Origin of the sequence: Kitasatospora sp. NPDC007106 (assembly GCF_040634455.1) — a bacterium.
In the GTDB taxonomy this organism is placed as follows: Bacteria; Actinomycetota; Actinomycetes; order Streptomycetales; family Streptomycetaceae; genus Kitasatospora; species Kitasatospora arboriphila.
On record NZ_JBEYFP010000746.1, the window covers coordinates 1 to 2,833 of the forward strand.

Annotated in this window: 3 protein-coding genes; 2 read left to right on the forward strand and 1 reads right to left on the reverse strand. The window is 74.3% G+C overall.

Annotation, left to right across the window (positions count from 1 at the left end):
• Positions 1–509 (reverse strand): MarR family transcriptional regulator (locus tag ABZ641_RS31760; protein ID WP_359987414.1); only part of this gene is annotated, 509 nt, incomplete at its 3' end.
• Between the two features lie 215 nt (positions 510–724).
• On the opposite strand from ABZ641_RS31760, the gene ABZ641_RS31765 reads away from it, so the two are divergent.
• Positions 725–1,789, forward strand: a complete 1,065-nt coding sequence (locus tag ABZ641_RS31765; protein WP_344623163.1) for an alkene reductase — start codon at positions 725–727, stop codon at positions 1,787–1,789.
• Positions 1,790–1,890: 101 nt separating this feature from the next.
• Complete coding sequence (locus ABZ641_RS31770) at positions 1,891–2,796, forward strand: NADP-dependent oxidoreductase (protein WP_344623164.1); 906 nt, start codon at positions 1,891–1,893, stop codon at positions 2,794–2,796.
• The last annotated feature ends 37 nt before the right edge of the window (positions 2,797–2,833 follow it).

Sequence of the window (2,833 nt, forward strand, 5' to 3'; positions counted from 1 at the left end):
GGGTCGTCGGCGGCTCGGAGGAGGTTCTGCTCAAGGCGTTCCAGGGTGTGCAGGGCCGCGGCGCGTTCGTCGTCGGTCAGGCCGGCCGCCACCAGGTCCTCCAGCCGGCTCCACGCCTCCTCGACCTCGCGGCGCAGGGCGTGGCTGGCCGCGGTGGGTTCGATGAGCGACGCCCGCTTGTCGGTGGGGGAGGGGCGGCGGCGGACGAAGCCGGCCTGTTCGAGCCGCTGGACGGTACGGGTCATGGTGGCGGCGTCGGAGTCGAGGAGGCGCACCAGGTCGGCCTGGCGCTGCGGGCCCAGCTCCCACAGGTGCATCATCACCAGTTCCTGGCCGGGGTGGAGTCCGATCCGCCGCAGCAGCTGACCGGCGAACATGCGGTGGAGCCGGGCGAGGCGGAAGATCGCGTGGCTGATCGGCCCGCCGCCCGCCGCGGCCGGCACCGGGACGCTGGCCTCCCGTGCCGTCCCGGTGGGTTCCCTGCCGGCCTGCGGGGCGGGCTCTGCCATCTCTTCCTCACTTTCCTGGGCGGACAGCCAATGCTACCCGCCGGGCGCCGGATCCCGTGGAGCGGTACCGCCTCACTGCCTCGATTCCGCTGCTGGGTGCCCATGGTGGCTGGCAGGGGAATGCTCCGCGGTATTTACTTGTTCGAGCAGGTAACTGTTACGGTGAAGGTGTCCGGGCCACCGCCCGCCACCGACCGCAAGGAAGAAGAGAGACCATGACCACCGCTTTCGATCCGATCGTCCTGGGCGGCCGCCGCCTCGCCAGCCGGCTCGTGATGGCGCCGATGACCCGCAGCCGCGCGTACGGGCCGGGCGCGGAGCCGACCGAGCTGATGGCGACGTACTACGCGCAGCGGGCCGGCGCCGGGCTGATCGTCACCGAGGGGATCCAGCCGTCGCCGGTCGGGCAGGGCTACCCCGACACTCCCGGGCTGCACACGGCAGGGCAGGTGCAGGCCTGGCGGCGGGTGACCGACGCGGTGCACCGCGAGGGCGGCGTGATCTTCGCCCAGCTGATGCACACCGGCCGGATCGGGCACCCCGCCCTGCTGCCCGACGGCCTGGTGCCGGTCGCCCCGTCGGCGGTCCCCGCCCCCGGACAGGTGTTCACCCACGAGGGCCCGCAGGACTTCGTGACCCCGAAGGAGCTGACCGAGGCGGAGATCCGCCGGACGATCGCCGACTTCGCCGCCGCGGCCCGGAACGCGATCGACGCAGGCTTCGACGGGGTGGAGATCCACGGCGCCAACGGCTACCTCGTCCACCAGTTCCTCGCGCCGAACACCAACCTGCGTGCCGACGGCTGGGGCGGCGACGCCGAAGGCCGGACCCGCTTCGCCGTCGAGGTCGTCACCGCCGTCGTGGCAGCGATCGGCAGCGACCGGGTGGGCCTGCGGATCTCGCCCGGCAACCCGTACAACGGGATCGCCGAGGACGACCCGCGCGAGGTCTACGAGGTGCTGCTGGAACGGCTCGCCGGACTGGACCTGGCCTACCTGCACCTGCTGGAGGGCCCGGACCGCGACCTCACCGTGCGCCTGCGCAAGACCTGGCCGGGCACGTTCGTCCTCAACCCGTTCACCCACCCCGAGGCCACCGGCCCGGCCGCGCTCGAACTGGTCGAGGACGGCACCGCGGACATGATCGCCTACGGGGCGCTGTTCCTGGCGAACCCCGACCTGCCGGCCCGCCTCGCCGCCGGCGGCCCGTTCAACACCCCGGACCCGGCCACCTTCTACGGCGGTGACCACCGCGGCTACACGGACTACCCCACCCTCTGACCCCGCTGCGCCCGCTGAACCATGCCCCGACCCGCCCCCGTCCGCCGCACCGCGGGCGGGCGGCGACCCCTCCGTTCCCCACCACTCCACGGGAGTTCCCGATGTCCACAGCGATCACCTTCTCCGAGTACGGCGCACCCGAGGTGCTGCGCCTGACGGAGGTCACCCCGCCGGAGCCCGGACCGGGCCAGGTCCGGATCCGGGTCCGGGCCGCCTCGGTCAACCCGCTCGACCTGAAGATCCGGTCCGGTCTGCTGGCCGCCAAGGCACCCGCCGACTTCCCGGTGGTGCCCGGCCTGGACGCGGCCGGTGTCGTCGACGCCGTCGGCGAGGGCGCCACCGCCACCGAGGGCGACGAGGTCCTCGGCGCCACCGTGGGCGGCAGCTACGGCGAGTACGCGCTGCTGGAGCGGCCGGTGGCCAAGCCCGAAGCCCTGTCCTGGGAGGTCGCCGCCTCACTGGTCACCGTCGGCCGGACGGCCCATCGCGTGCTGGAGCAGTTGGGCGTGCAGGAGGGACAGACCCTGCTCGTCCACGGCGCCGCCGGCAGCGTCGGAGTCGTCGCCGTCCAACTGGCCGCCGCGCGCGGCATCACCGTCGTCGGTACCGCGGCGGAGCGCGACCTGGAACGCGTCACCGCCCTGGGCGCCACCGCGGTCCGCTACGGCGAGGGCTGGGCGGAGCGGGTGAGGGCCGCGGCCCCGCAGGGCGTCGACTTCGTGTTCGACGCCTCCGGCGCGGGCGTGCTCGCCGAATCCGTCGCCCTGACCGGGGACGCGGGCAGGGTCATCACCATCGCCGACCTGTCCGCCGCGCAGCACGGCGTCCGCTTCAGCGCCGGCGCCTCGGACGGGGCCGGCGAACCGCTGCCGGAACTGGTGCGCCTGACCGCGGCCGGGAAGCTCGCCGTGCCGATCTGGCGCACCTACCCGCTGGCGGAGGCCGCCCGTGCCCACACCGACCTGGAGGCCCGCCGCAACCGGGGCAAGGCCGTCCTGATGCCCTGACCCCGCGGGCCGGCGCCGGTGCCGGTGCCGGTGCCGG

Coding starts and splice junctions, on each gene's coding strand:
- ABZ641_RS31765 (WP_344623163.1), top strand. CDS start 725: ATGACCACCGCTTTCGATCCGATCGTCCTGGGCGGCCGCCGCCTCGCC.
- ABZ641_RS31770 (WP_344623164.1), top strand. CDS start 1,891: ATGTCCACAGCGATCACCTTCTCCGAGTACGGCGCACCCGAGGTGCTG.